The organism is Streptomyces sp. NPDC004838 (assembly GCF_053600955.1).
Genome location: NZ_JBSGAW010000002.1, coordinates 1 through 24674 on the forward strand (window position 1 = coordinate 1; position 24674 = coordinate 24674).

Here is a 24674-nt window from a genome sequence, read left to right on the forward strand (position 1 = left end):
GACGAGGGCGGCCGACTCCCGGCACCGGCAGTCCGTTCAGCAGCCGACCGAGCTGCCGGGTGACGGCCGATCGGCCGTCAGACACACCACCGGGAACGCGGATCACAAGGGCGTACCGGGAAGGCGCACCCGCAGGCCCGCACGGCCATCCCGCGATGCGCGACGAGACGCGCGGCGCGCCCGAGGGACGGCGCGCCGGGAGCCGCCGCTACGCCTCCTCGCCCAGCATCCGCCTGAGCAGATCCCGCAGCACCCTCCGCTCCTCCTCCGACAACTGCGCCAGCGGCTCCCGCGCGAAGCTCATCGAGTCCCGCAGTCTCCGTGCCGTGCTCGCCCCCTCCTCCGTGGGTGCGGCGAGCTTCACCCGCCGGTCGTGCGGGTCCGGCCGCCGCTCCACCAGGCCGCGGACCTCCAGCCGGTCCACGATGCCCGTGACGTTCGACGGCTCGCACTTCAGCTTCTGCGCCACCTGGCGCATCGGCATCGGCTCCAGAACGAGCAGCCCGAGCACCCTGGCCTGTGCTCCGGTCAGGGAGTGCTGGGCCGCGGCCTCCTCGTACTCCGCGTAGTAACGCGCCACCATGGCCCCGATCAACTCCACGACTTCGAGGGTCAGGGGGTCCTTGATTCGTTGAGTGGCCATGGCGTCCAGCGTACTCCGGTACTTGACAGTCTGAAATATTAAGGAGCAATATTATTTCAGATAGTGAAATGAATTGCCGGTGAAGCGGCTCTGACCGTGACGTACTCACTCACAGGAGGCAGCACCGCATGTCCGCACTTCCCCCCAGCAGCCGTGAATGGCACCTCGTGGCCCGTCCGCACGGCTGGCCCGAGGCGGAGGACGTCGCCCTGCGCGAGGTCCCGGTGGCCCAGCCGGGCGAGGGCCGCGTCCTCGTCCGCAATCTGCACTTCTCGGTCGACCCGTATATGCGCGGGCGGATGAACGACGTGAAGTCGTACACCCCGCCGTACCGGCTCGATCAGCCCATGCGCGGCGGCGCGGTCGGCGAGGTCGTCGCCTCCCGCGCCGAGGGCTTCGCCGTCGGCGACCATGTGCTGCACGACCTCGGCTGGCGCGAGTACGCGGAAGTGGACGCCGCGGACGCCGTCAGGGTCGACGCCTCGCTCGCTCCGCTCTCCGCCTACCTCGGCGTCCTGGGCATGCCGGGTCTCACGGCGTACGCCGGTCTCTTCGAGGTCGGCTCCTTCAAGGAGGGCGACGCGGTCTTCGTCTCCGGCGCGGCCGGAGCCGTCGGGAGCCTGGTCGGCCAGTTCGCCAGGATCAAGGGCGCCTCCCGTGTCATCGGCTCGGCGGGCTCCGACGAGAAGGTCGCCCGTCTCACCGCGGAGTACGGCTTCAACGCGGCCTTCAACTACAAGAGCGGACCCGTGGCGGAGCAGTTGCGGAGGGCGGCCCCCGACGGCATCGACGTCTACTTCGACAACGTCGGCGGCGACCATCTGGAGGCCGCGATCTCCTCCCTCAACCTCCACGGCCGCGCCGTCCTCTGCGGTGCCATCGCCCAGTACAACGACACCGAGCCCGCCCCCGGTCCGCGCAACCTCTTCCTCGCCATCGTCAAGCGGCTGCGACTCGAGGGCATGCTCGTCTCCGACCATCAGGACCTGCGGGAGCAGTTCGTCCGGGACGTCGTCGGCTGGATCGCCTCCGGAGAGCTGAAGTACGAGGAGACGGTGGTCCACGGCGTCGAGCACGGCTTCGACGCGTTCATCGGCATGCTTCACGGCCAGAACACCGGGAAGATGATCGTCACGCTCGCCCAGTAGGCGTACCGCTCCCCGGACTTGGGCGTGTACGTCGATCGCGTACGGCGACCGAGCGACCGCGCGCGGGCATGCCGAAGGCCGCACCCCGTACGAACACGGGGTGCGGCCTTCGGGTTCACCGGCTCAGCGAACCGCCTGTTCGGCGACCTACTGGTTCAGCGGCCGGCTCATCGATTGAGCAACGCCCGCGCCACCTGCGCGAACGCCCCCTTCGGGTGGTTGCGGAACAGCGGCTCCGTACCGATGAGCACCACCGGCACACCCGTCGCCGACGTACCGCTGACGATCGACGGCTTGCCCGCCGCGTCCGCCGGACCGCCCGTGCCGCCGGCGTTCGCCCGCCAGTGGCCCGACACCAGCGGGTTGCCGGTGGCGTACGACTGGTCGGCCTTCACACCCGCGCCCAGACCGGTGAACCACACCGGCGAGTAGACGAAGGAGTGCGTCGCCGCGCCGCCCGTGATCGGGCCGCCCGCGTTGCTCACCCGCACCACGCCGTTGGCGTCGCCGTTGCCCGCGACCGCCGTGGCCGCGAGCAGACCGGCCGCGCTGTTGAACGTCGCACCGCCCGTGCCACGGCCGACCACGCCGACACCGCTCGCCCGGAAGGCGTCACGCGCCGCCGGAGTGAGCTGCGCATAGCTCAGCCCGGTCGAGACGAACAGCACATCGACCGTGGACCAGTCGAAGCCCGCGTTGAGGATCGCGGTCGACACCGGCACCACGTCGAAGCCCATCTCGCGCAGCGAGAACTGCTCGCCCGCGTTCCCCGCCGCCGCCACCCGCGTCTTCTTCAGCGGAGCGACACCGCGGTCCTTCGTCGCCGAGAAGGCCACGCCGAACCGGTCCGCGAGCACGGCCGCCGCCTTGCGCGCCGAACCCGGCACGATCGCCGCGCCGTCGTCCGTACGCCGCACCTGGACGCCCTGCGCGAGCAGGGAGTTCAGCGCCGCCAGCTCCTTCGGGTCGTCGAGCCGCAGCTTCAGGTCACCGAACGGAGACACCCAGCCGGTACCCGCGGCCGCTTTGACCGGACGGCTCAGCACCCGAAGGTCACCGCCGGTGGCCTTCTCCACGGTCGCGCCCCACAGCCGGCCCAGGCTCCAGCCCGAGATGTCGTACATGGCCGTGAAGTCGGCGCTGATGTCCCGGCCGTCGGCCAGGAGCACATTGGCGATACCGCGCTTCGGCTGCTTCATGTCGACGACATACGAACCGGGCGCGTACACCTTTCCGCCCAGCTTGAACGGCAGGATCGCCCGCTCGACCCGAATGTCGTTGGCGATCAGGTGGTCCACCAGCCGGCCCGCGGCGGTGGCGCTGCGCTGACCGGGGCCCACCGGGATGACGTACGCCCGCGGGAAGGTGGTCGTGTACACGTCCTCGGGACCGATTCCGGGCACGCCCGGCACGGTCTCCTCGGAGATCGGACGCTGCGCCTCGCCCGCCGCGCCGCGGCGGAACGTCTCGATCTGGTCGGCGATCATCCCCGCGCGGTTGGCGTCGGTGTAGTCGAGGGTCGCGCGCATCGCCGCGCCCGCGATCGCCGTGTTGATCGCGGACCGCCTGCGCAGCTCCTCGACGGGCAGGGTGTCGTACGACCGGTTGTTGACCGTCATCGGGAACTCGATGGTGTGCGAGGCCACCGCGCCCTGGAACGGCATGTACTGCGGGGTGAAGATCGGAGGCCAGTCGTCCCAGCCCTCCGCCTGGTCGCGGAAGGGGATCTCGGCGGGCCGCACCCCGTCCTTCTCGAAGGTGTAGCCGAGCCCGTTGACGGCCTTCTCCATGCCGAGCGCGTTCGCGTAGGCGTTCTTCAGGAAGAGGTCGTACTCGTAGTTCTCGCCGTGCGGCGGGGTCGTGGGCTCGATCAGCGTGCCGTTGACGTAGCCGTGCAGATCGAGCATCATCGCGGGCTGCTTGTCGATGGCGATCTGCCGCATGGCGCGGGTCTCGGGCTGCGACGCGGTGATGAAGTCGCGGTTCAGGTCGAAGCCGTTGGAGTTGGCGCGGGTTCCGGCGATACGGCCGTCGGGGTTGGCCGTGACGTTCAGGTAGATGCGGTTCTTCGCCAACAGCCCGGCCGTCTTGGCGTCCTTGGCCTTCGCCAGCTCCTCGATGAGCTTGAGGGCCGCGTCCGTGCCCTCCCACTCATTGCCGTGGATGTTGTTGTTGATGAAGATCGGCGTCTTGTACTTCGCCTTGATGCTCTTGTCACGTGCCGCGGAGGCGGGGGAGTTCTCTATTCGCTCCCTCATACGCTCCTGCTCGCGGGCCTCGCTGGAGCTCTCCGGCGCGGTGACGGTGACGAGATACAGGTCGTGCCCGGCCGCGGACTTCCCGTGCACCTCCACACTGACCCGGCTGCCGAGCTGCTGAAGCTCGTTCAGCCGCGGGGCTATGGAGTGGTACGGGATGAGGCCGAGCTTGATCGACTTGTCGGCCTCATTGACAGGAGGCGCCTTCAGGGCCGTACGGCGAGGGTAGCCGTCCGTCCTGTGGGACGACGGAGCGTGCCGCTCCAGGGCGTTGCGCGCGGAAGAGAGCGGGGACTTGGAAAGCGCCGAGTCGGTCGGGCCTTCGTCGCGTACGGGATCCGGGTTGCCGCGGCCGGGTGCAGCGGCCGGACCGCCCGGCTGCCCTGGCAGCGCGACCGCGGGCACGGGTGCGAGGAGTACGGCGGCGGCTAGTGCGGCGGTGGTGACCAGAACGGGTCTGGGAATGCCCATGCGTAGATGCCTCCGGGGATCGGGGGTCGACTGACGTCCCAGGCGACGGGTGCCGAGTGACGGGTGGTGCATGAGGTGTCACACGAGCCACGAGTCACGAGTTACGACAATCGGTACGCAGGGGTCTACCGGTTCAACTCTGTAACAATCAAGGGGTATACAGCACGTATCTGGATCGGAATCGTCCGTTCGGCGCCCGGCGGGCCCCGGATAGGGTGGCGCCATGCGTGATCTCGCGGTGGGCTTCGGCTACTTGATGAGGGGCCAGCGCTGGGTCGTGGGCCATGGCCGCTGGTTCGGCTTCGGGCTGCTTCCGGGCCTGCTGACCATGGTGTTGTACGTGGGCGCGCTGATCGGTCTCGGCTACGGCGCGGACGATCTGGTGACCTGGGCGACCTCCTCGTTCGCCGACGGGTGGCCCTCGCCGTGGCTCGGTCTCTTCCGCGGTGTGCTGACCGCCCTGGTCCTCGCCTTCGGGCTCTTCGTCGCGGTGGTCACCTTCACCGCCGTCACCCTGCTGATCGGCCAGCCGTTCTACGAGTCGCTCTCCGAACAGGTCGAACGGAGCGAGGGCGGCCGGGTGCCGCGGTCGGGGCTGCCGCTCTGGCGCGAACTGTGGATCTCCGCACGCGACTCCCTGCGGGTCGTCGCCCGCGTGGTGTTCTACGGGATCGTTCTCTTCCTCCTCGGTTTCATCCCGGTCGTCGGCCAGACCGTCATCCCGGTCATCGGCGTCTGCGTCTCCGGCTTCTTCCTCGCCGAGGAGCTGACCGCCGTGGCCCTCCAGCGCCGTGGCGTCGAACTGAGGGAGCGGCTGGTGCTGCTGAGGGGCCGAAGGACGCTCGTCCTCGGTTTCGGCGTACCGCTGGCGCTCGCGTTCATCGTGCCGTTCGTCGCGGTCCTCCTGATGCCGGGGGCGGTGGCGGGCGCGACCCTGATGGTGCGGGATCTGGCACCGGTCCAGGAGGAACCCGCGCCCGACGACGCGAAGGGGCACCACGGCCCGTCGGCGCCCGGCCCCGCGTACCCGCCGGGTCCCGTTTACCCGCCGGGTCCCGCGCCCGGAATGCCGGGAGCGCCCGGAACGCCCGGATCCGCGGCCGGTCCCGGACCCGGCCCGTACGACTTCCGCCGGTCCTGAGCAGCGGGCCGGTTCCCGCACCGAGGTGCCGTCGGGTTCCACGGCGTCCGGCCGTGCGCGGTCACGCGTGATCCGGCGGCACGCGGTGCGACGGTGCGAGGTCCGGTGGCACGCGGCTACATGCGCTCCGGCAGTGGGAGGTCCGCGACCGCGAGGCCGGGCGTCTCCCGGCCCGCCGTGACGATCAGCGCCCCGTCCGGACCCCAGATCCCGCTGTCGCCGAGGCACTCCCCGACATCGTTGACGCCCGTCGTGTTGGCGAGTGCCACATACAGTCCGTTCTCCCGTGCCCGCGCCGGATAGACCGCCTCGAACGAGTCGTTGCCGTCGTCCAGCACCGAGCTGGCCAGATACACGGCACAGCCGTCCGCGCGGGCGCGCTCGGCCACGGCCGGGAACCGGTTGTCGTAGCAGACGGCCAGCGCGAAGCCCACGCCGTCGAGCCGGAAGCGCCCGTCGCGCGTGCCCGCCTCGAAGAGGTCCAGCTCCCTCCCGTGCAGACGCACCTTGTCGTACCGGGCGACGAGGCCGCCGTCGGGCCCGATGACCAGCGAGGCGATGGCGGGCCGCCCGCCCCCCGGCCGTACCGCGGAGTTCGCGACCGCGGCGTTGACCACGGCGGCGGTCCCGGTCTCCCGGCACGCTTCGCGCACCGGGTCCAGCCGCGGATCGTCCTCCGTGATCACCAGGGCCGGATCCCCGGCGATCCGGGCGGGGTCGTACCCCGTCAGCGCCAGCTCGGCGAAGACGACCAGCCGCGCGCCCCGCCCGGACGCGGTACGGATCAGCTCCCGCACGGTCCGGACATTGGCCCCGACATCGCCGGGCACGGGCGTGAACTGCGCTGTCGCTATCCTCATGCCTTCATCGTCACGCATCGGGGCTGTCCCAGAACCCGGCGGCCCCCGGGCGGCCGCCGGTCACTCCGGCGGCTTCGCCGCCGTGACGTTCCGGTAGGCGATCTCCGCGAGGCGGCCCTGTCCCGCCTTGCTCGGGTGGAACCAGTCCCAGCGGCTCAGCGCATCGGCGTCGAACCGGTAGTCGAACACCGCCCCGCCGTCGTGCCGGCAGCGCGGATCCTTCCCGCACACGTCCTTCAGCACCGCGTTGTACGCCATGACGCGCTCATGCACCAGGTCGCGCCGCGCCTGCGCCGTGGCGCTCAGATCCTCGGCGTCGTTCAGCATCGTGGCGCAGATGCCCAGCTTCCAGATCTGCCGGCTCAGGGGATTGTCCCGCCCGGTCGACCAGAGTTGTTTCAGATCCGGCACGCTCGACACGTACACCTGGGCCTTCGGCGCGGTTCGCCTCAGCTCCCGCATGGCGCCGGTGAAGGACTCCCGGAAGTCCTCCACCGGCGTCATCAGGTCGGTGGAATCCGCGCAGGCGTCGTTCGCGCCGACCATCACCGTCACCAGTTCGGGTTCTCTGGCCGCCGCCTTGGTCATCTGCGCGGGGAGATCGGCGACCTCGGCCCCGGTGCGCGCGTAGTTCCAGGCGCGCTCGGCCAGGGCCGCGGGCTCGCCGAGCAGCCGTAGGGCCAGGCTCCGTACCTTTTCGTCGGTGCCCGTCGCCCAGGACGCCTCGGGGCAGTCGGAGAGCAGCACACAGGTGTCGAAACCGCGGGTGATGGAGTCACCCACCGCGGCGATCGAGTCCGGGCTGCGGTCCCAGACGATGGCGGGAGGCTGCTTCCGCGCGGGAGCGCCCTTGGTCTGAATGTCCGACGGCGACGACTCACATCCTGTGAGTACGCCCGTCGCCAGGAGTACGGCGGCCGTGGTCACGGCCGTCGCGACGGTGTGGGCCCGCCGTGGGCGGACGGCCCCGTACCTCCGGTGCCTCTCGTGCCTCGTGCGCGTCTCGCGCATCCCCGAATCCCCTCCGCGTCGACTGCCCCCGAGGTCCTGCCGAGTGAAAGCTTGGTGAGTACAGCCCTCGGGACCGACATTACGTCACCCCGTGGCCGCCTACGCACGGTAGCTTTTCCCCGTCGGCCCAGACGCGTCGTGCCCGTTGGATCCGGTAAATTACATCACGTCACATACTGTCCCTTTTGCGGAGATTCACTCCTGATGATGTTTACTGAGACCGCTGGGAAGGCGATCCTCGTCCCACACTGGAGGTCCCGGTGACGACACGCGGTGTTCTTTACGTCCACTCCGCTCCTCGCGCGCTGTGCCCGCACGTCGAATGGGCGGTCGGGGGAGTGCTCGGAGTACGGGTTCAGCTCGACTGGATCCGGCAGCCCGCGTCCCCGGGCACCTGGAGAGCCGAGTTCTCCTGGCGGGGCGAGGCGGGCGCCGCGTCCAAGCTCGCCTCCGCCCTGCGCGGCTGGCAGCTCCTCCGGTTCGAGGTCACCGCGGAACCCTGCGCCACGGCGGAGGGTGAGCGCTACAGCGCCACGCCCGACCTCGGCATCTTCCACGCGGTGACCGGAATGCACGGCGACATCCTGATCCCGGAGGACCGGCTGAGGGCGGCGCTCGCGCGCTCCGTCCAGGGCGAGACCGACCTGGAGGCGGAGATCGCCAAACTGCTGGGCAAGCCCTGGGACGACGAACTGGAGCCCTTCCGCTACGCGGGCGAGGGCGCGCCGGTCCGCTGGCTCCATCAGGTGGTCTGACCGGCCCGTACGGACGTACCACCGGGCGAACCCGGTCCGCGTACGGCGGTCGGGCCCAGACGCCCCCGTACCGCGGCACCGGCCGGACCGGCCCGCCCGCGGCGGCCCTCCGGCAGGGCCTCGGGCGCTCGTCGCTCGCACGCCGGGCGGTCCGCTTCCACGCGGTTCAGCCGGTTCTGTCCCCTTCCGGGGGTCGGCCCGGCGAGACCAGCCCCGTCTCATAGGCGAGCACGACGGCCTGGGCACGGTCGCGCAGCGTGAGCTTGGCGAAGATCCGGGCCACATGCGTCTTCACGGTCGCCTCACTCAGTGTCAGCTCCCCGGCCAGCTCACTGTTGGACAGACCGCGGCCCATCAGCGTCAGCACCTCACGCTCACGGGGCGTCAACACGGCGAGATCCCGGTGCACCGCCGGCTCGGCCTCCGGGCGGTCCGCGAATCTCTCCACGAGCCGCCGGGTGATCTGCGGGGCCAGCAGCGCGTCACCCGTGTCGACGAGGCGCACCGCCCGCGCGAGATGCTCGGGTGTCACGTCCTTGAGGAGGAAGCCGCTGGCCCCGATGGACAGGGCCGCGTAGACATAGCGGTCGAGGTCGAAGGTGGTCAGCATCAGCACCCGGCACCGGGGAAGCCCGGCCAGAATGTGCCGGGTGGCCTCCAGGCCGTCCATGTTCGGCATCCGGATGTCCATGAGCACCACATCCGGCCGCAGCGCCAGCGCCGCCGTGACCGCCTCGGCCCCATCGGCGGCCTCTCCCGCCACCTCGATGCCGCGCGCGGTCAGAATGAGCCGGAACCCCGTGCGCACCAGCGCCTGGTCGTCGGCGATGAGGACACGGGGGCTCGGCTCGCCGCCTTCCCGTGTCGTGGGGCCACTGCTGTCTTCCCGTGACGTCGGGCCGCTGCCGTCCCCCCGCGTCGGGTCGCCGGTTCCGCCCGGCGTCGGCTCGGCGGCGCTCATGGCCGGTCCAGGGGAATGCGCGCGCGTACGCGGTATCCGCCGCCGAGGCGGCGGCGGGCGTCGAGATGCCCGCCGTAGACCGCGACCCGCTCCCGGAGCCCCAGCAGCCCGCGCCCCGCGCCGTCACCGGCCTCCGGCCGCCTCGGGCCGGCGTCGCCCCCGGTCAGGACGCTCGGGCCGCTGTTCAGCACCTCCACCCGCAGGGAGTGGTCGGCGTACCGCACGGTCACCTCGGCCGTCCGCCCGTCGCCGTGCTTGAGCGCGTTCGTCAGCGCCTCCTGCACGATCCGGTACGCGGTCACATCGATCCCGGCCGGCAGCGGACGCGGCTCTCCGGCGATCCGTACCTCCACGGGCAGCCCGGCGAAGGCCACCCGGTCGATCAGGGAACTCAGTCGGCTCAGACTCGGCTGCGGCGACAGCCCGGCCTCCTCCTGGTCACCGGCGACCTCCTCGCCGCTCTGCGAGGGCGCCAGCAGCCCCAGCAGATGGCGCAGTTCCGTCATCGTGTCCCGGCCGGCCTTCTCCACCGCGGCCAGCGCCGTCGCCGCCTCGTCCGGCATCGTCTCCAGCACCTCGCGGGCCGCGCCCGCCTGCACCACCATCAGGCTCACGTTGTGGCTGACGATGTCGTGCAGCTCCCGCGCGATCCGCGACCGTTCCGCGTCGACGGCCTGACGCGCCGCGCTCTCCCGCTCCTTCTCCAGCAACCAGCCCCGCTCCTCGATCGCCGTACGGTGCAGCCGCCGCGCCCGTACCAGCGCCAGAGCGAGCCGGCCCATGGCGGCAACCACCGCCACCGCCACCAGCGCCACGACCAGCAAGAGCGTCCCGGAACTCCCCACCCGCACACTCTCCCAGCCCCCGCCGCGAACCGCATCGTCCCCCCGATGCACGGCCGTACATCCCGGGGATGACCCGGCCGCCGCATTGCATCTCCCGGCCGATGCCCGGCCGGGCCGCCGCGTCTAACGTCCCTGCCATGACCAGTGAAGACCGCACCGGAGTGGTGGACGACAACGGCGGCACGGGAGATGTGGTGGTGCGCCTCGACGGCGTACGGAAGGAGTACGGCGACGCTCTCGCGCTCGACGATGTGACCCTGGAGATCCGGGCCGGCGAGGCGGTCGCCGTGATGGGCCCCTCCGGGTGCGGCAAGTCCACCCTGCTGAACATGATCGCCGGACTCGACCGCCCGACGGCCGGGAGCGTGACCGTACACGGCGAGGAGCTGAGCCGGCTGAACGAGACCGGTCTCGCCCTCTTCCGCCGCCGCCGCATCGGCATGATCTTCCAGTTCTTCAACCTCATCGACGATCTGCCGGCGCTGGACAACGTCGCGCTGGCCGCCCAGCTCACCGGAGCGTCCGCCTCCCAGGCCCGCCGCCGCGCCCTCGAACTCCTCGGCGAACTCGGCGTCGCCGACCGCAGGAACGCCTACCCCGCCGTGCTCAGCGGAGGCGAACGCCAACGGGTCGCCGCCGCACGCGCCCTGATGAACCGCCCCGCCCTCCTGCTCGCCGACGAACCGACCGGCGCCCTCGACAGCCTCGCGGGGGAACAGGTGATGGACCTCCTGCTCGACCTCAACCAGATCGGCCAGACCCTGCTTCTCGTCACCCACGACGAACGCATGGCCACCCGGTGCGCGAGCCGCGTGATCCACTTCGCCGACGGCAGGGTCGTCGACGAGCGCAGCCTGGAGGGAATCGCGTGAGCGCCGTATGGGGGGCGGCGCGCGCGGCCATCCGCAGGCGCAGGCTGCAGACGTTCGTCATCACCCTGGTCGTGTTCTCGTCCACGATCTCGGCCGTGGTCGCCCTCGGCCTGCTGGAAGCGGTCTCCGCGCCCTTCGACCGCGCCTTCGCCGACCAGCGCGGCGCGCACTCCGTGGCCGTCTTCGACCGGGCGAAGACAGCGGACGGGCGACTCGCGCGGACGGCCGAGCGCGAAGAGGTCGAAGCCGCCGCCGGTCCCTTCGACCAGGCCACCGTCACCATCCCCGAACTCGGGCGGGAAGAGGCCCCCGGCGTCATGCCCGGACCGGTCATCCTGGTCGGCCGGGCCGATCCGGGCGGTGAGGTGGACCGGGTACGGCTGAGCCACGGCCGCTGGGCCACCGGGCCGGGCGAGGTCGTCCTGAACCCCCGGGGGTTCGTCTCCGACCAGAGCCTGGGCACGAGGATCGACCTCGTGGGAGGGCCCACACTCACCGTCGTGGGATTCGCCTCCAGCCTCAGCGAGTCCGCCGAGGGCTGGGTCACGCCCGACCAGATCAGAGCCCTGAAACCGACCGCGTCCGTGATGCTGTACCGCTTCCACGACGCGGCGACGGACCACGACGTCCGCGAGGGCATGGCCGCCGTCACGGCGGACCTCCCGGCCCGCTCCCTGCTCGGCTCCACCTCGTATCTCACGATCAAGGAGGAAGTCGGCCGCAACGCGTCCGTCTATCTCCCCTTCCTCACCGGGTTCGGCGTCCTCGGCCTGGTCGTGGCGATCCTCATCGTCGCCAATGTGGTCAGCGGCGCGATCGTCGCGGGCTTCCGCACCATCGGGGTCCTCAAGGCCCTCGGCTTCACCCCCAACCAGGTCGTCGTCGTCCATCTCATGATGGTCGTCGCCCCCGCCGCACTCGGCTGCGCCCTCGGCACCGCCGTCGGGGGCCTCGCGTCGGGACCCCTGCTGGAAGAGCTGTTCACCAGCATGGAGAGCGAGAGACTCGTCGTGGGCGTCAGCCCCTGGGTGTACATCGTGACCCTGCTGGGCATGCCCGCGGTCGTCGCTCTGGCGGCGCTCGCGCCCGCCATGCGCGCTCACGGTCTCTCCGTGGCTCAGGCGATCAGCGCGGGCAGCGCACCGCGCTCCGGTCGAGGCCGTCGTGTCCAGCGTCGGCTCGCGGGCACCCGGCTGCCGCGCGCGGTCAGCCTCGGCCTCGGGATGCCCTTCGCACGCCCCGGCCGGACGCTCATGACGCTGGCGGCCGTCGTCCTCGGCGTCGCGACGGTGACGCTGGCGACGGGTCTGTCCCGCACGGTGACCGAGTACGGGGAGGCTTCGGCCCGGGTGGGCCACGTGGACACCGTCGTCTACCTACTCCCTCCCGGCCCCGGTGGGCCGACGGGGCCCCGGCGCGGCGACGCCGAGACGGAAGCGCTGCTGAAGTCCCTGCCGGGCGCGGTCGAGGTGACCGCCGACGCCTGGATCGAACTCCATATCGCCGGATCCCAGCAGCGCGTCCAGGGGCAGTTCTACCGGGGGGACTTCGACAGCAACGGCGAGACGATCGTCGAGGGCCGCCAGTTGAAGCGCGCGGGCGAGATCGTCGCGTCCCCCCGCTTCCTCCAACAGCGCGATCTCTCCGTGGGGGACCGCCTCACCCTCGCGCTCAACGGCAGACAGACCACCGTGACGATCGTCGGCAAGACGATGGACGGCGACGCCGACCGATTCCAGTCCGACTGGTCGACCCTGACCCTCCTGGCCCCGAACCAACGGCCCAACCAGTACGAGATCCGGCTCGCCGCCGGCACGGACGTGCTCGCGTACAACGCGTCCGTACGCAAGGCCGACCCCGGACTCCATGTCGTGCCGATCTCCGTCGGGGGCTCCGAAACGGTCCTCATCATCGGCGTCGCGTCGTTCCTCACGCTCCTGCTGACCACCGTCGCCGCGCTCGGCGTCTTCAACACCGTCGCCCTCAACACCCGTGAACGCCGCCGTGATCTGGGCATGCTGAAGTCCATCGGTATGACGCCACGTCAGGTGAGCGTGATGGTCGTGACCTCCATGGCCGCGCTCGGCACGCTCGGCGGACTCCTGGGCGTCCCCGTCGGCATCGCCCTCCACAGACTCGTCGTCCCCGCGATGACCGACGCCGCCGGCATCTCCCTGCCGCGCTATATGACCGACGACTGGTCCGTCGCGCTCCTCGGGCTCCTCGCGCTGGCGGGTGTCACGATCGCGGTCCTGGGCGCGGTGCTGCCGGCGAGGTCGGCGGCGAGGCTGACGATCGCGAAGGTCCTCCACAACGAGTAGCGCCCCCGGCGCCGACGCGCCGGAGAACGCGGAAGGCGGCGCCACCGGACGAACCGGTGGCGCCGCCTGGCGCTGTGGCCGGAGGAACCGGTGGCGCCGCCTGGCGCTGTGGCCGGACGGTCTGCGGAGCAGACCGGGCCGTCACACCGAGCGGAACGCCAGCACCACGTTGTGGCCGCCGAAACCGAACGAGTTGTTGATCGCGGCGATCGTGCCCTCGGGCAGCGCTCGCGGCTCGCCGCGGACGATGTCGGCGTCGATCTCCTCGTCGAGGTCGTCGACGTTGATCGTCGGCGGCGCGGTCCGGTGGTACAGCGCCAGCACCGTCGCCACCGTCTCGATACCGCCCGCGCCACCGAGCAGATGACCCGTCATCGACTTGGTCGCCGACACGGCCACATGGTCGAGATCGTCACCCAGGACCTGCCGCAGCGCCTTGACCTCGGCGATGTCACCCAGCGGCGTCGACGTCGCGTGCGCGTTGAGGTGGACGATCTGCTCGGGCTTGAGGTCCGTCGAGTCCAGCAGATTGCGCATCGCGGCGGCGATGCCGCGGCCCGTCGGCTCGGGCTGCGCGATGTGGTGGGCGTCCGCCGAGAGACCCTGGCCCAGGACCTCGCAGTACACCCGCGCCCCGCGCTTCGCCGCGTGCTCCGCGGACTCCAGCACCACGACGCCCGCGCCCTCGCCGAGGACGAAGCCGTCACGGGCCTTGTCGTAGGGCCGGGACGCCTTCTCGGGCTCGTCGTTGTTCTTCGACATGGCCATCATGTTGGCGAACGCGGCCACCGGCAGCGGGTGGATCGCCGCCTCGGTGCCGCCGGCGACGACGACATCGGCACGGCCGGTGCGAATCATCTCAACGGCGTAACCGATCGCCTCCGCGCCGGACGCGCACGCCGAGACCGGAGTGTGCACGCCGGCCTGGGCGTTCACCTCCAGACCCACATTGGCGGACGGGCCGTTCGGCATGAGCATGGGCACGGTGTGCGGGGAGACCCGGCGCGGGCCCTTCTCCTTCAGTACGTCGAACTGGTCCAGCAGCGTCGTCACGCCGCCGATGCCGGACGCGATCACCGTTCCCAGCCGGGTCGGTGCGACGGGGCCTTCCTCGTCCGCCGGGCCGGTGTAACCCGCGTCGGCCCACGCCTCCCGCGCCGCGATCAGCGCGAACTGGGCCGAGCGGTCCAGCTTGCGGGCGACCGGGCGCGGCAGGACCTCACCGGGGTCGACGGCCGCGGGCGCGGCGATACGGACCGAGAGTTCGGCGAAACGCTCACCTTCGAGGAGCTTGGCGCCCGAGCGCCCGGCGAGCAGACCCTCCCAGGTCGATGCGCTGTCGCCACCCAACGGTGTGGTTGCGCCGATACCGGTGACGACCACGGTGCGATTGGTCGAGTTCACAGGAATTCTTTCTCCACGTGTAGGGGGTGCTGAATGTTCACGACGCCACCGCGGGGTGGCGACAAGCGCGCCCGGACTCCGGGCTCATCGCATCGCGACCGCTTTTACTTGGCGACCTGGTGCTTCGCGATGTAGTCCGCGGCGTCACCGACGGTCTTGAGGTTCTTGACGTCCTCGTCGGGGATCTTGACGTCGAAGCGCTCTTCGGCGGCGACGACGACCTCGACCATGGACAGGGAGTCGACGTCCAGATCGTCGGTGAAGGACTTGTCCAGCTGGACGTCCTCGACCGGGATGCCGGCGATCTCGTTCACGATCTCCGCGAGACCTTCGACGATCTCTTCCTGCGTGGCGGCCATGTGGCGCTCCTTCGATTCTGTATCAGAGGGTGTGGCGTCCGGAGTCTCCGGCTGCCGGTCCGGAAGATCCGGTTGCCTAGGGGAGGGTAACGACCGTGGCTGCGTAGACGAGACCCGCCCCGAAGCCGATGACGAGCGCCGTGTCGCCGCTCTTGGCCTGACCGGTCGCCAGAAGCCGCTCCATCGCGAGCGGGATCGAGGCGGCCGAGGTGTTGCCGGTGGTCTCCACATCACGGGCGACCGTGACATGCTCCGGCAGTTTCAGGGTCTTCACCATCGAATCGATGATCCGCATATTGGCCTGGTGCGGGATGAAGACGTCCAGGTCGTCCGTGGTGATCCCGGCCGCGTCCAGCGCCTGCTGGGCGACCTTCGCCATCTCGAACACGGCCCAGCGGAAGACCGCTTGGCCCTCCTGGGTGATCGCGGGGAACTTCTCGACCGTGCCGTCGCGGTAATCCGTCCACGGCACGGTCTGCTTGATGGTCTCGGACTTGTCGCCCTCCGAGCCCCAGACGGTCGGGCCGATGTGCGGCTCCTTCGCGGGGCCCACGACGACCGCGCCCGCGCCGTCACCGAAGAGGAAGGCCGTCGCGCGGTCCTCCAGATCGGTCAGATCGCTGAGCCGTTCCACGCCGATGACCAGCACGTACTCCGCCGAGCCGTCGACGACCATGCCCTTGGCGAGGGTGAGTCCGTAGCCGAAGCCCGCGCATCCGGCCGAGATGTCGAACGCCGCCGGCTTGACCGCGCCGATCGCGTCCGCGATCTCGGTGGCGACCGCCGGGGTCTGCTGGAAGTGCGACACGGTGGCGACGATCACGCCGCCGATCTGCTGCGGGGTGATCCCCGCGTCCGCGATCGCCTTGCCCGACGCCTCGACGGACATCGCGCTCACGGTCTCATCGGGCGAGGCCCAGTGACGGGTGGCGATGCCCGAACGGGAGCGGATCCACTCGTCGGACGAGTCGATCGTCTCCAGGATCACGTCGTTCGGCACGACACGGGTCGGACGGTAGCCGCCGACACCCATGATGCGCGCGTAGGGAGCACCCTTGCCGGGCTTGAGCTTCGCCATCTCTACGACTCTCCTTGTCCCTGCTCGTCAGGCTGGTGAGTGAGCGGTGTGCTCGGCGATGAGCGCGCGGGCCGCTTCGAGGTCGTCCGGGGTCTTGAGCGCGAGGGTCTTCACACCCGGCAGCGCCCGCTTGGCGAGACCGGTGAGGGTTCCGCCGGGGCAGACCTCGATGAGCGCCGTGACGCCCCGCGCCGTGAACGTCTCCATGCACAGGTCCCAGCGGACCGGATTGGCCACCTGGCCGACGAGCCGCGCGATGACCTCCTCGCCGCCGGTGACGACCGAACCGTCCTTGTTCGAGACGTACGCGACGGAGGGGTCGGCGACCGTGAGGGACGCGGCGGCCTCGTCGAGCGCCGCGACCGCGGGCGCCATGTGGTGCGTGTGGAACGCGCCCGCCACCTTCAGCGCGATGACGCGCGCCTTCTCCGGCCGGTTCGCGGCGAGCGCGGCGAGCTGCTCCGCGGTGCCCGCGGCGACGATCTGGCCGGCGCCGTTCACATTCGCCGGGGTCAGCCCGAGCCCTTCCAGATGGCCCACGACCTGGTCGGGGTCGCCGCCCAGGACGGCCGACATCCCGGTCTCGGTGACGGCCGCGGCCTCGGCCATCGCCAGGCCGCGCGTCCGGACGAATCCGAGCGCCGCGGCCTCGTCGAGGACGCCCGCGAACACGGCGGCGGTGATCTCACCGACGCTGTGACCCGCTACCGCGCCGGGCGCGATGTCCGCGATGCCGCCGAGCGCGGACGCGGACAGCAGACCGGCGGCCACCAGCAGCGGCTGGGCCACGGCCGTGTCCCGGATCTCGTCCGCGTCGGCCTTCGTGCCGTAGTGGGCGAGGTCGAGTCCGATGGCGTCGGACCAGGCCGCGACGCGGTCGGCGGCGCCGGGAAGGTCGAGCCAGGGGGTCAGGAAGCCGGGCGTCTGAGCGCCTTGGCCGGGAGCGACGAGTACGAGCACCCTCACACTCTCTCTTGTATGCGGTCCCCGACGCCCGTGGGGACAGGGACGAAGAACCGTTGGGCTAATTGTTGGTGTCCGACAAAAGTTTAGGACTGTTGATCTCCGTCGGCCAGACGCCCGAGAATGAGGGCGATTCGCAGCGTAAAGGCCGAACGCACATCGGAGGGTGACCATCCGGTGACGTCAGTCACACGTCGCAGCCGGTAGCGCACGGTGTTGGGGTGGACGAAGAGCATTCGCGCCGCGCCTTCGAGACTGCTGGCCTGTTCCAGATAGACACTGAGAGTTTCCAGAAGCGCCGAGCCCGCTTCTTCCAGTGGTCTGTAGATCTCCTCCACCAACTGCTCCCTGGCGGAGGGATCGGACGCGATGGCCCGTTCCGGAAGCAGATCGTCCGCGAGTACCGGGCGTGGCGCGTCCTGCCAGGCGGAACACGCCTTCAGCCCCGCCGCGGCGGCCTGCGCGGATCGGGTCGCCGCCAGCAGATCGGGCACGACGGGACCCGCGACGACCGGTCCGGCCGCATAGGGGCCGATCAGCGCCTTCGCGACCTGGAGCGGATTGTCGCTGCCGCCCGCGATGACGACCAGCCGGTCGCCGAGCACGCCCGTGAGCACCTGGAGCTTGGCGTGGCGGGCGGCGCGCCGGATCGCCTCCACCGTCAGCTCGCTGTCCCCGTCGGGCGCGGTGCCGAGGATGACGCACACATGATCGGGCGAGTTCCAGCCCAGCGCGGCGGCGCGGGACACGGCCCCCTCGTCGGCCTCGCCCGACAGCACCGCGTTCACCACGAGCGACTCCAGCCGGGCGTCCCACGCGCCACGGGCCTCGGCGGCCTGCGCGTACACCTGGGCGGTCGCGAAGGCGATCTCCCGCGCGTAGACGAGCAGCGCCTCCCGCAGCACCGATTCGTCGCCGGGCGCGGCGACCTCCTCGATCGCCGACTCCATGACCTCGATGGTCGTACGGACCATCTCCACGGTCTGCCGCAGGGTGATCGCACGGGTCAGCTCACGGGGAGCCGTGCCGAAGACATCGGTCGAGATCGCCTGCGGGGTCTCCGGGTGCCGGAACCACTCGGTGAACGCGGCGATGCCGGCCTGGGCGACCAGACCGATCCACGACCGGTTCTCCGGTGGCATCGCCCGGTACCAGGGCAGTGACTCGTCCATGCGCGCGATGGCGTTCGCGGCGAGGCGGCCGGATGACTGCTCCAGTCGTCTCAGGGTCGCGTGGTGCGGGTGGGCGTCGTTCGCTGCTGGTTCGGGCACGAAGACAAGACTGCCTTATCAGGAGCCCGTAACCCATTGCCGGGGTTCGCCGCCACGTCACAGGCGCGATCCGGGGCCCGGCGGCGGGCCCAAGCCTCAGCGGGCCCGAGGGCGCGAAGTCGCCCCCGGTGCCGCCCGGACCGGCCCCCGGCAGAGCCGCCGACGCGACCGCCCGCGCTACCGTGGAGCGCGTGACAGACGTACGCCGCTCACGGGACCGCTACCCCGGCGGGGATCCCGACGGCGGGATCCAGACCTCGCACGCCTTCTCGTTCGGACGGCACTACGACCCGGACAACCTCCGCTTCGGCGCGCTGCTGGCCTGCAACGAGGAGCGACTCCGACCCGGAGCCGGGTTCGCCGAACATCCGCACAGCCACACGGAGATCGTCACCTGGGTGGTGGAGGGCGAGCTGACGCACCGGGACTCCGCGGGGCACGCCACCCTCGTCCGGCCGGGAGACGTCCAGCGGCTCAGCGCCGCCGACGGCGTACGGCACGTCGAGCGCAACGACGGGGACGTGCCGCTCGTGTTCGTGCAGATGTGGCTCGCGCCGTTGCAACCCGGCGGCGACCCCTCGTACGAGATCGTCCGCGGCATCGCCGACGCGACCCCGTACGCCCTCCCGGAGGCCGGCGCGATGCTGCACATCCGCCGGCTCGGGCCCGGGGAGTGCACCGGGGTGCCGGACGCGAAGGCCGCGTACGTCCATGTCGTACGGGGTGGAGTACGGCTCGGCGACGACGTGCTGGAGCCGGGCGACTCGGCGCGGATCACCGACGGCGAGGGGCTGCGGCTGACGGCGTCGGCGACCGGCGCCGCCGAGGTGCTGATCTGGGAGATGTCAGGCTGAGCGGGGGGCCTGGGACAGCGCGGGGCCTTGGACAGCGCGGGGGCCTAGGACAGTTCGGCGAGGACCGCGTCCGTGAAGGGCGGCCACGCCTCGATCGCCCAGGGGCCGAAGTCCCGGTCCGTGAGGACCACGCACGCCGCGCCCGCGTCCGGGTCGACCCACAGGAACGTCCCCGACTGGCCGAAGTGCCCGAAGGTGCGCGGCGAGGACGAAGCCCCGGTCCAGTGCGGCGACTTGGAGTCACGGATCTCGAAGCCGAGCCCCCAGTCGTTCGGCGTCTGGCGACCGTAGCCGGGCAGCAGACCCGCGAGACCGGGATGGACGACCGTCATCGCGTCGAGGACGGTGCGCGGGTCCAGCAGCTGTGGCGACTGCACCTCGGCCGCGAACCGCACCAGATCGTCCACCGTCGACACCGCGTCCTTCGCGGCGGAGCCCTCCAGCGCCGTCGCCGTCATACCGAGCGGCTCCAGCACGGCCTGGTGCAGATACTCGTCGAAGGGGATCTCCGTCGCCTTGGCGACATGGTCCGCGAGCACCTCGAACCCGGCGTTCGAGTAGATCCGCCGGGTGCCCGGTCCGGCGCTGACGCGGTGCTCGTCGAAGGCGAGCCCCGAGGTGTGGGCGAGCAGATGACGGACCGTGGACCCCTCGGGCCCGGCCGGCTCGTCGAGTTCGACCGCGCCCTCCTCGTAGGCGACGAGCACCGCGTACGCCGAGAGGGGCTTGGTGACGGAGGCGAGGGGAAAACGCCGGGCGAGCGGCCCGCGCGCGCCGGCGAGGGTGCCGTCCGCTCGTACGACGGCCGCCGCGGCCGTCGGCACGGGCCAGTTGTCGATCATCGCCAGGCTCTGCAGGAAGGACATGCTCCCGAGCCTATGCGACGCCACCTGCCGTCTTGAGGGTGAGGCGCATCGCGGGGTCCGGGGTCCGTACGAAGCCCAGCGACGCGTACAGCGGCTCACCGTCCGGAGAGGCCCGCAGATCGACCCTCGTCACCCCGCGCTCCCGGAACCAGCCGAGCAGCGCCCCCATACAGGCGCGGGAGTGACCCCGGCGGCGCGCGCCCGGGTCGGTGGCCACGCTGAAGACATAGCCGCAGCGGCCGTCGACAGAGCCGGGGCCGCCGAGCCGGTGCTCGATCGTGCCGATCGCGCAGGCGGCGAGCCCACCCGGCCGCTCCACCACGAAGGCGGCCAGGTCACCCGCCGGATCGCCGAGCCGGGGCCGCAGACCGGCGGCGACGGGGGCCTGCCAGGAGGTGTCCGGATCGGGGAGCGTATGCAGCGAGTCCAGCATCACCGCCCGCAGCCGGATCAGTTCCTCGGCGTCCTCGGGCGTGGCACGGCGTACGGCGCTCATGCCCCCGGAGGGTAGACAACCAGCGCCGGGAGGAGCCACCCGATTCCACTTGCCTGGAGTGCACTCCAAGGTTCTAGCGTGGAGGACATGACGCTGATCCGGAGCACCTCCGCCGAGAAGGATCTCTGCGCACCGGAACGCCCCGCGCACCCGCGAACCGAAGGGCACGACCGCTACACGATCAGCGAGGTCGCCGCCTGGACCGGGCTCTCCGCGCACACCCTGCGCTGGTACGAACGCATCGGGCTGATGCCCCATGTCGACAGGTCGCACACCGGGCAGCGGCGCTTCACCAACCGCGACCTGGACTGGCTCGCCTTCGTCGGCAAGCTGCGGCTCACCGGGATGCCGGTCGCGGACATGGTCCGCTACGCCGAGCTGGTACGGGAGGGCGACCACACCATCGAGGCACGGCGCGAACTGCTGGTGCGCACGCGGGGAGACGTCCTCGCCCGTATCGCGGAACTCCACGGCACCCTCGCGGTGCTGGACCACAAGATCGAGCGCTACGCCGATCACACCACCTACACAGCCGCCCGGCGGGCGCTGGAGAGGGACTGACCTCTGATGACCGACAGCAAGATCGCACAGGTGCGCCTCGGGACCGAAGGGCCGCTGGTCGGCGTGCAGGGCCTGGGCTGCATGGGCATGAGCGAGTTCTACGGGGAGACGGACGAAGCGGCCGCGCGCGAGACCCTGGACGCGGCGCTGGAGGCCGGTGTCACGCTCTTCGACACGGCCGACGTGTACGGGCGGGGGGCGAACGAGCGATTCCTCGCGCCGTTCATCGGCAAGCACCGCGACGAGATCACGATCGCGACGAAGTTCGCCATCGACCGGACCGACGACCGGCACCGGGTCGTGCGCAACGACCCGGCGTACATCCGCCGGTCCGTGGACGCGAGCCTCGAACGGCTGGGCATCGAGACCATTGATCTCTACTACATGCACCGGCGCGATCCGGCCGTGCCGCTGGCCGAGTCCGTCGGGGCGATGGCGGAGCTGGTCACGGCGGGCAAGGTGCGCCACCTGGGGCTGAGCGAGGTCACCGGGGCCGAGCTGCGCGAGGCGCACGCCGTGCACCCGATCGCCGCCCTCCAGTCCGAGTGGTCGCTGTTCAGCCGGGACGTGGAGCGGAGCGCGGTGGGGGCCGCGGCCGAGCTGGGCGTCGCCCTCGTCCCGTACTCACCCCTCGGGCGCGGCTTTCTGACCGGCGCGTTCGCGGACGCGGCGAAGGAACTGCCGCAGGGCGACTTCCGGACCACCCAGCCGCGCTTCACCGGCGACAACGCCCGGACGAACGCCGCGCTGCTGGAGCCCGTGCGCGCGATCGCCGAGGCGCACGGCGCGACCCTCGGCCAGATCGCGCTCGCCTGGGTGCAGCAGCAGGCGCGGGTCCACTCGCTGACGGTGGTGCCCATTCCCGGCACCCGCAAGGCGAGCCGGCTGCGGGAGAACGCCGCCGCGACCCGGCTGACGCTCACCGCCGCCGAACTGGCCCTGCTGGAGCCGATCGCCGGGGAGGTGGCGGGGGCCAGGTACCCGGACATGTCGTCGACGGCGGCGGCACGCGAGTAGAACGCACGCGAGCGGAACACACGTGAGCGGAACGCGCGCGGGTAGAAGGCGACGGGTGGAAGGCGCGGGACGGGACGCACCGCGTAGCAGGCGCGGGGTGGAAGGCGCTGGGTAGAAGCACCGGGGCAGAACGCACGAGCCCGGAACGCGCGATCGCTGAACACAGGGGAGAGCACGGGGGCACACGGGAGAGCACGGGGCGCGGGCGTCCGGGCGGAATTGAACCGGCGGAACGAACCGGCGGAACGTTCCTCCCGGTTCACGCCAGACCCAGGGCGTAGGCCGCGAAGCCCGCCGCGAGCAGTCCGGCGACCGCCCGTGCCCGTGGACCCGTACGCCAGGGGGCCTCGAAGCGGCGCGCGTACCGTCCGATGAGGACGAGCAGCCCGGCGAAGAGCGGTAGCCACGCGATCCGCGCGAGGATCCACCCCACCGTGTCGGGGGCGGTGGTCAGACCGGGGACCGTGCCGAAGTACGCCCCCGGTACGGCCGCCGCCAGCATCGCCGTCTGGTGCCAGCACAGGATGGTCATCGCGGAGAGGTTCACGACGACCACCGGGGCCCAGAGCGCGGGCCGCTCGAGGAGCCGGGCGAGACGATCGCGCAGCAGGATCGCGGCGCCGCTCTGCGCGGCGGCGAGGGCGAGGACCAGGAGGGAAGGGGGATGGGAGTTCGTCCGGCTCTCACCGGGGACGCCCACCATCGACGCCGGGTAGTGGAACACGAGGAGGAGCACCGCGAACAGGGCCGTACCGCCGATGAGCAGGACACGGGCATGCCGCCTGGTGATCTTTCCCTCGCCCCACGCGACGCCGAGCTGATACGCGAAGAGCCAGCCCGGAAGGATGTTCAGCAGGCTGAGCCCGGACGGCATGGCGTCGGCGTACGGGCCGTAGCGCAGCAGGTCGACCACCGCGACCGAGCCGATGAGGGGCGCGGCCGCCCAGGCCCCGAGGCGATCGGCGGCGCGGACGCAGTACGGGGTCAGCGCGGTGACGACGGTGTACACGCCGACGAACCAGAGCGGCTGGATCACCAGCGTCGATCCGGTGCGCAGGGTGGTGCCCGGCACGCCCAGCGCGTACAGCACGGGGATCAGCACCGCCCAGACGGCGGTGACGCCGAGCACCGGGCGGCCCAGGCGGGCGACGCGCTGCCGAAGCCACAGGGCGGTGGTGCCCCGGTGGCGGCGGAAGGAGAGAACGGAGGCGTACCCGCCGACGAGGAAGAAGATCCCGAGCATCTGGAGCACCCAGCTGACCGGTGCGAAGAAGCCGAAGGCGGAGAGCGGGCTGGCGTTGCGGAGCGCGCCGTCCGAGCCGAGGTCGAAGCCGCCGAGGAGCCAGTGCCCGAGCGGAACGGCGAGCAGGGCGAGGGCGCGGAGCCCGTCGACGGCACGGTCGCGGTGGGCGGGGGTCTCCGCCTCGATCCTGTCCCTCAGCCTCATCGGGCCACCTCCCCACGGGCGATGGCGGCGAACGCGGCGAGCGAGTCGGTGCCGGGGGCGAGATAGCCGGTGTGTCCGGCGGCGCGCTCGGCCGGGACGCGGCGCGCGCCGAAACGGGCGTCGGCCGGGTCGTTGCCGTGGCCGAGCCCCAGCAGCCGCACGTTCGGCACCTTGGAGATCCAGTCCGACGGGTCCTTGGCGGCCCAGACGCGGGCGTCGGTCCCCAGGTCGGCGGCCGAGTCGGCGCGCATGCCGGGGGAGCCGAACACGACGATGTCGCCGGCCTGGGCCTCGTCGGCGGCGAGCCCGCAGACGACTGAGCCGTAGCTGTGACAGAACAGGCTCGGCGCGTCCTTCCCGACGGCCGTGAGCCCTTCGGTGAACCGCGCGAGCCGGACGGCCCCCGCCTCGGCGAGGTCCCCCGTGGCGGCGTCCAGCCCGACGCCGACCGGGGTCGTGTATCCCGTCCACGCGATGACGGCGGTCCCCTCGCCCGCGGCGGCGCGCAGGGACTTCGCCATGCCGGCGGGTGTGCCGTAGGGGTCGCGGTCCCGGTCGAAGGAGTGCGCGTCGATGTCCGATCCGGGGACGACCACGGCCACCCGGCGGGCGCGCTCCAGATCCCCGTACACCTCGACGACCTGTCCGCGCCCTCGCGGGTCGAAGGCGAGGATCTGCCGTCCGGGCCGGGCCAGCCGCTCGTGGGAAGTGCCCCGCAGGGCGAGGGAGTTGGCCTGGTAGCGCAGCCGGACGGGTACGCCGTCGAGATTCCCGACGACGAGCGGGTGCCGCCGCACGAGATACTCGCGCTCCGCGCTCTCCAGCCCGCCGAAGAACGCGGCGACCCGCTCCGGCCGGGCGGTCTCCGGGTCGGGCAGCGCCCGACCGAGACCCCGGTCCTCGTTCCACGCGGCGGTGCCGGGCGGTGGCCCGGTGACCGGGCGCTGAGCGTTCCCGGCCGCCCACCCGGTCGTCCCGGTCACCACCGTCGTGGCGAGTGCCACCCCCACGAGGGTCCTCTTGTACCGCCGCATGTCCCTGCCCTTCTCCGCGCCCTGGTCCGAGGGCAGGA

General features: G+C 71.5%; 23 protein-coding genes. 8 read left to right on the forward strand and 15 right to left on the reverse strand.

Annotated elements, in window-relative coordinates:
- Positions 1-208: 208 nt before the first annotated feature.
- A complete protein-coding gene (locus ACWEFL_RS02285) occupies positions 209-643 on the reverse strand; it encodes a MarR family winged helix-turn-helix transcriptional regulator (RefSeq protein ID WP_451706203.1) in 435 nt (144 codons plus the stop codon).
- A gap of 128 nt (positions 644-771) precedes the next feature.
- On the opposite strand from ACWEFL_RS02285, the gene ACWEFL_RS02290 reads away from it, so the two are divergent.
- Positions 772-1791 carry an NADP-dependent oxidoreductase gene (locus tag ACWEFL_RS02290; RefSeq protein ID WP_451706204.1) on the forward strand — a complete coding sequence of 340 codons (1020 nt, stop codon included), beginning with the start codon at positions 772-774 and terminating at the stop codon, positions 1789-1791.
- A 167-nt stretch (positions 1792-1958) separates the two neighbouring features.
- Here ACWEFL_RS02290 and ACWEFL_RS02295 read toward each other — a convergent pair whose 3' ends face one another.
- Positions 1959-4520 carry a M14 family zinc carboxypeptidase gene (locus ACWEFL_RS02295; RefSeq protein WP_451706207.1) on the reverse strand — a complete coding sequence of 854 codons (2562 nt, stop codon included), beginning with the start codon at positions 4518-4520 and terminating at the stop codon, positions 1959-1961.
- 223 nt (positions 4521-4743) lie between these two features.
- Here ACWEFL_RS02295 and ACWEFL_RS02300 point away from each other — a divergent pair, with 223 nt between their 5' ends.
- Positions 4744-5661 (forward strand): EI24 domain-containing protein, encoded by a 918-nt coding sequence (locus tag ACWEFL_RS02300; RefSeq protein WP_451706209.1) that lies wholly within the window; start codon positions 4744-4746, stop codon positions 5659-5661.
- A gap of 116 nt (positions 5662-5777) precedes the next feature.
- Here ACWEFL_RS02300 and ACWEFL_RS02305 read toward each other — a convergent pair whose 3' ends face one another.
- Both ACWEFL_RS02305 and ACWEFL_RS02310 read right to left on the reverse strand, forming a co-directional pair.
- On the reverse strand, positions 5778-6521 hold the full coding sequence (locus ACWEFL_RS02305) for a carbon-nitrogen hydrolase family protein (protein ID WP_451706212.1): 744 nt from the start codon (positions 6519-6521) through the stop codon (positions 5778-5780).
- A 60-nt stretch (positions 6522-6581) separates the two neighbouring features.
- Complete coding sequence (locus ACWEFL_RS02310; RefSeq protein ID WP_451706215.1) at positions 6582-7532, reverse strand: SGNH/GDSL hydrolase family protein; 951 nt, start codon at positions 7530-7532, stop codon at positions 6582-6584.
- Positions 7533-7792: 260 nt separating this feature from the next.
- On the opposite strand from ACWEFL_RS02310, the gene ACWEFL_RS02315 reads away from it, so the two are divergent.
- Positions 7793-8287: a DUF3145 domain-containing protein gene (locus ACWEFL_RS02315; RefSeq protein WP_451706218.1), complete on the forward strand. Its 495-nt coding sequence runs from the start codon at positions 7793-7795 to the stop codon at positions 8285-8287.
- Between the two features lie 166 nt (positions 8288-8453).
- Here ACWEFL_RS02315 and ACWEFL_RS02320 read toward each other — a convergent pair whose 3' ends face one another.
- The gene (locus tag ACWEFL_RS02320; protein ID WP_451706221.1) at positions 8454-9248 is read right to left on the reverse strand and encodes a response regulator; all 795 of its coding nucleotides are present in this window, start codon (positions 9246-9248) and stop codon (positions 8454-8456) included.
- Positions 9245-10093 (reverse strand): sensor histidine kinase, encoded by an 849-nt coding sequence (locus ACWEFL_RS02325; RefSeq protein WP_451706224.1) that lies wholly within the window; start codon positions 10091-10093, stop codon positions 9245-9247. Before ACWEFL_RS02325 ends, ACWEFL_RS02320 begins: the two co-directional genes overlap by 4 nt.
- A gap of 137 nt (positions 10094-10230) precedes the next feature.
- On the opposite strand from ACWEFL_RS02325, the gene ACWEFL_RS02330 reads away from it, so the two are divergent.
- Together ACWEFL_RS02330 and ACWEFL_RS02335 are read left to right on the forward strand one after the other, a co-directional pair.
- The gene (locus ACWEFL_RS02330; RefSeq protein WP_451706227.1) at positions 10231-10965 is read left to right on the forward strand and encodes an ABC transporter ATP-binding protein; all 735 of its coding nucleotides are present in this window, start codon (positions 10231-10233) and stop codon (positions 10963-10965) included.
- Positions 10962-13286, forward strand: a complete 2325-nt coding sequence (locus ACWEFL_RS02335; RefSeq protein WP_451706230.1) for an FtsX-like permease family protein — start codon at positions 10962-10964, stop codon at positions 13284-13286. Before ACWEFL_RS02330 ends, ACWEFL_RS02335 begins: the two co-directional genes overlap by 4 nt.
- 141 nt (positions 13287-13427) lie before the next feature.
- Here ACWEFL_RS02335 and fabF read toward each other — a convergent pair whose 3' ends face one another.
- The 5 genes from fabF to ACWEFL_RS02360 form a co-directional block, all read right to left on the reverse strand.
- Positions 13428-14690 carry a beta-ketoacyl-ACP synthase II gene (fabF, locus tag ACWEFL_RS02340; protein WP_451706233.1) on the reverse strand — a complete coding sequence of 421 codons (1263 nt, stop codon included), beginning with the start codon at positions 14688-14690 and terminating at the stop codon, positions 13428-13430.
- Between the two features lie 104 nt (positions 14691-14794).
- On the reverse strand, positions 14795-15049 hold the full coding sequence (locus tag ACWEFL_RS02345) for an acyl carrier protein (protein WP_389263962.1): 255 nt from the start codon (positions 15047-15049) through the stop codon (positions 14795-14797).
- A 76-nt stretch (positions 15050-15125) separates the two neighbouring features.
- Entirely contained in the window at positions 15126-16127 is a 1002-nt protein-coding gene (locus tag ACWEFL_RS02350) for a beta-ketoacyl-ACP synthase 3 (RefSeq protein ID WP_451706235.1), read from the reverse strand.
- Positions 16128-16154: 27 nt separating this feature from the next.
- Entirely contained in the window at positions 16155-17087 is a 933-nt protein-coding gene (locus ACWEFL_RS02355; RefSeq protein ID WP_451707289.1) for an ACP S-malonyltransferase, read from the reverse strand.
- Positions 17088-17176: 89 nt separating this feature from the next.
- Entirely contained in the window at positions 17177-18361 is a 1185-nt protein-coding gene (locus tag ACWEFL_RS02360) for a PucR family transcriptional regulator (protein ID WP_451706238.1), read from the reverse strand.
- Between the two features lie 191 nt (positions 18362-18552).
- Between ACWEFL_RS02360 and ACWEFL_RS02365 the strand changes: the two genes are divergently transcribed.
- Positions 18553-19215: a pirin family protein gene (locus tag ACWEFL_RS02365; RefSeq protein WP_451706241.1), complete on the forward strand. Its 663-nt coding sequence runs from the start codon at positions 18553-18555 to the stop codon at positions 19213-19215.
- 44 nt (positions 19216-19259) lie between these two features.
- On the opposite strand, the gene ACWEFL_RS02370 is transcribed toward ACWEFL_RS02365, so the two are convergent.
- Together ACWEFL_RS02370 and ACWEFL_RS02375 are read right to left on the reverse strand one after the other, a co-directional pair.
- Entirely contained in the window at positions 19260-20072 is an 813-nt protein-coding gene (locus ACWEFL_RS02370) for a serine hydrolase domain-containing protein (RefSeq protein ID WP_451707291.1), read from the reverse strand.
- Positions 20073-20091: 19 nt separating this feature from the next.
- Positions 20092-20577, reverse strand: a complete 486-nt coding sequence (locus ACWEFL_RS02375; protein WP_451706244.1) for a GNAT family N-acetyltransferase — start codon at positions 20575-20577, stop codon at positions 20092-20094.
- Between the two features lie 87 nt (positions 20578-20664).
- Between ACWEFL_RS02375 and ACWEFL_RS02380 the strand changes: the two genes are divergently transcribed.
- Together ACWEFL_RS02380 and ACWEFL_RS02385 are read left to right on the forward strand one after the other, a co-directional pair.
- A complete protein-coding gene (locus tag ACWEFL_RS02380; protein WP_451706247.1) occupies positions 20665-21138 on the forward strand; it encodes a MerR family transcriptional regulator in 474 nt (157 codons plus the stop codon).
- A gap of 6 nt (positions 21139-21144) precedes the next feature.
- Positions 21145-22155, forward strand: a complete 1011-nt coding sequence (locus ACWEFL_RS02385) for an aldo/keto reductase (protein ID WP_451706250.1) — start codon at positions 21145-21147, stop codon at positions 22153-22155.
- A gap of 259 nt (positions 22156-22414) precedes the next feature.
- Here the strand turns inward: ACWEFL_RS02385 and ACWEFL_RS02390 are convergent, their stop codons facing one another.
- Both ACWEFL_RS02390 and ACWEFL_RS02395 read right to left on the reverse strand, forming a co-directional pair.
- A complete protein-coding gene (locus ACWEFL_RS02390) occupies positions 22415-23602 on the reverse strand; it encodes an acyltransferase family protein (protein ID WP_451706253.1) in 1188 nt (395 codons plus the stop codon).
- Positions 23599-24636 carry an alpha/beta hydrolase gene (locus tag ACWEFL_RS02395; protein WP_451706256.1) on the reverse strand — a complete coding sequence of 346 codons (1038 nt, stop codon included), beginning with the start codon at positions 24634-24636 and terminating at the stop codon, positions 23599-23601. The genes ACWEFL_RS02390 and ACWEFL_RS02395 overlap by 4 nt, the downstream gene beginning before the upstream one ends.
- Positions 24637-24674: the final 38 nt, after the last annotated feature.